Annotated in this window: 1 protein-coding gene and 2 pseudogenes; 2 read left to right on the top strand and 1 reads right to left on the bottom strand. The window is 57.6% G+C overall.

Annotated features, from left to right (window positions below; genetic code table 11):
* Positions 1-257: pseudogene (locus E1N52_RS43355) on the top strand (IS5/IS1182 family transposase); the annotation flags it as partial.
* 150 nt (positions 258-407) lie between these two features.
* On the opposite strand, the gene E1N52_RS43360 reads toward E1N52_RS43355, so the two are convergent.
* Positions 408-1,856 (bottom strand): FAD/NAD(P)-binding protein, encoded by a 1,449-nt coding sequence (locus tag E1N52_RS43360; protein ID WP_133191211.1) that lies wholly within the window; start codon positions 1,854-1,856, stop codon positions 408-410.
* Between the two features lie 958 nt (positions 1,857-2,814).
* On the opposite strand from E1N52_RS43360, the pseudogene E1N52_RS43370 reads away from it, so the two are divergent.
* Positions 2,815-2,987: pseudogene (locus tag E1N52_RS43370) on the top strand (IS5/IS1182 family transposase); the annotation flags it as partial.

A 2,987-nucleotide genomic window follows, 5' to 3' on the forward strand; every position in this document is an offset into this window, starting at 1 on the left:
ATCGCACGCCTGGCGCCGCCTGGCGCAATGCAGCTATTGCTGCTATCGAAGGAAGCAGCAGGCGCGAATGGAAGCAGGCGACCGGCTACCACCGGCGATCGCTCGCCGAGACCTTGGTGTACCGGCTCAAGGTACTCACGGGCTCCAGTATGTGGGCGCGCGCGACTGGCTCGCAAGCCACCGAGGTGTCGATCCGTGCGGGTGTACTCAATCGCATGGGAGCCCTCGCTCGCCCGCAGTCCGTCCGTATTGCCTGAGATTGAGAGCACAGAGGTCATGTCGTCTTTACGCCTGATTTCCTGATTTTTGCAACAATGCCGCTTGCATCGCAAGACAGGCGTCGATATCGGAACCAGAACCAGAGGGTGCGCTTGCAGCCACGCCCCTGTCACGCAACGCGCTCGCGTTTAACGTGCAGAAAACTGCCGCCTTATGATCTCCGTCATCCGCTCGATATGCGTTAGCAATTCGGGCACCGCCGTCGCCTCCCAAAAGCGTCTTCTAAGCGCGGGGCCAATATAAAAGAGCGATGGATTGCTACAGCCATTGACTCGAACCACGCGGTAAGACTCATCAACACACAACCCCGCCCAGTCAAATTTTGCAATCCCGTCGCGCCGTAACTGATCAAAAAGGGAATCACGCGCGTGTACTATCGGCCGATGTAAGCGATCTGCATGCGGTCCTGTATCTGACGCTATAGCTGGATGAGCGGGAGCCATCCCGGCACCGGTGCAATTCACGAAGTACGATGCGCGCACAACGCGCGAGCCCGTTGCTTCGCGCGGGCGAATAGCCAGCAGCAGCCCGTCGCCATGTGCGCTGATTGTCTCGATTCGCCCCCCCATAAGCGAGAGACGCCCACTCATCGTGAGTGACGCGACAAGCGCTGCCGTGGAAGCTGGCTGTCGGTGACGATGTGTGTCCCAGTAAGGCGCAATATGGCGCACGAAAGCGCGCCGGTCGGCCTCAGACCAGTTTGACCAGATCTGCGGTACCACAGGACGCAGGCTATCGATCACCTCACGCCAGTCACCGCCCCTCGCGCGATGTTCAGCAATGACTTTGCGTACGACGGTGATGCAATGCCTAGGGCCGGCAGTCAGTTGATCGAGAAGCGCCCGCCGCGCTTGTGGCTGAAGTTTCGGGGGTGACTGGCAGTGGTGTTGGGGCAACAAACCACGGCGGGACATAAGAGTGAAGCGCAACTTTTCGCTGCGCCGGTGCAACGCGTACACAACGTCGAGTGCCGTCAGACCAGACCCACACATGAAGAAATGGCTGTCATTCGGCACGGCCCCCAGTTTAACTGCGTCCCAGGGATTTGCGAGTAAACGCTGATCGAGTGAAGCGCCACCGGTCACTGGTACAGTGATGGAGCCGCGGCCATCGCTGTGCCCGGTCGCAAGGATGATCTGATCGGCAAAAATCTCCACACCCGTGTGCAAGTGAACCTTCGTTCGGCCATCCTCTGCCGGCACCAGCGCGACGGCGTATCCGTCGTGTTGAGAAAACTGATGCCTCCCGGAATTTTCGCCGGCTTGTTTTAGCAGATGCGCAAGATAATCACCGTACCAGGCGCGTGGCAGGAAATCATCGGGTTCCGCAGACCGGCCCCGCAGTCGGCAATAATCAACAAAGCCGTTGCCGTTGTCCCGCTCAACACTGAGGGCCCGTGCGGGGGCGTTCAGGAGCCAGCCCTCTTCGTCCGACCGATAAGCAATACCGCGCGCAACGCTATAGCTGTCATCGACCAGTGCGATCGACAGGGGCTTTGCGCTTTGATCCGATAGTAGCCATGTGGCCGTCATCGTGCCGCAAAAGCCCGCACCCACTATCACGATCGATACAGTCATTGCCACGGCTCCGATGGTTGTTAGTATCCGCTCCCGCAGAAAATTAATTTTGACATTCAGATGGATATTCGCTCCGATAGCGTCGCTTGCATCGGGGCACGTCAGGAAAGTTCTCTTTCCGGCGCGGATAGTCGGAAGCTGTGCCGCGCGTCCAGGAAGCGACTATGCGGTATCTCGCCTCAAGCTACAAAATCGATTGTTTGGATAACACTGATTCGCATCGCAAATGAACGTGAGCGAACGACTGGTATGACGATGGCTTCGCCAAATCCAGTAGGGAGATCCCATCGCGACAAGAACAGCAACATCGAACAGTTGCAAAGACCGTCAGGAACCATAGTCGCTTGGCTTTGTCCGGATGGGTACGAGTTCCCGTGCTATGGACGCGACTATGCATTTTTGACGCAAACCGGTTTGCCGAAGGCGTTCCACCGGTTCAGCAGGTTGGCGATGATTACGCCTCTGGCGTCGATTGGGGAGTTGAAGAGGACTTAGAGTTTGCTAGTCTGGGCAGACGACGGGCAAACGGAAAACGCGGTCGGGCCGGCCCGGCAGCCCGGCTTACAAACCTAACAAAGCTAGCCCTGCCGAACGTCCCGCGTGGGGGTAGCGAAGCCTTCGCGCGCCGCGCCTAAAATATCCGTCATCGGACAAATCTGCGGCCGCATCGCACACACAGACGCAAGGCCGGCATGAACGGGAAGCTCACAGGCGGACGGGAGCTACCATGCGACACAAGAGGCGGCTTTGCTCGAGCATAATTTAACATAAATATATGTCGAATTTTAACTTAATTCGTACGCTTACGTGTTTAGTGAAAATATTCGATCTACTTAGTCGGCCTTGAACAATCCGCGAAGGCTTATGCGGCAAGGCTCTGAGGCCGAATTGGTGTTGTGGGAATTGCAGGGACCAGGCATATTGACGCTTGAATCCTGCAAATCCTGACGAGGTGCGGATGGGTCCGAAGACGCCTGTGACAGAAGGAGATTTCTTCCGGCAGCCGCTGCGTGAGCAGATCAATCTGAAACATCCGCTGGTGCGGCTGGCTGAACTGATCAACTGGGATCGGCTGGGCGTGGCAATGAGCGAGAGCTTCGTGTCGCGCAAGGGACGGCCGGCAACATCACC

It is taken from the genome of Paraburkholderia guartelaensis (genome assembly GCF_004353905.1).
In the GTDB taxonomy this organism is placed as follows: domain Bacteria; phylum Pseudomonadota; class Gammaproteobacteria; order Burkholderiales; family Burkholderiaceae; genus Paraburkholderia; species Paraburkholderia guartelaensis.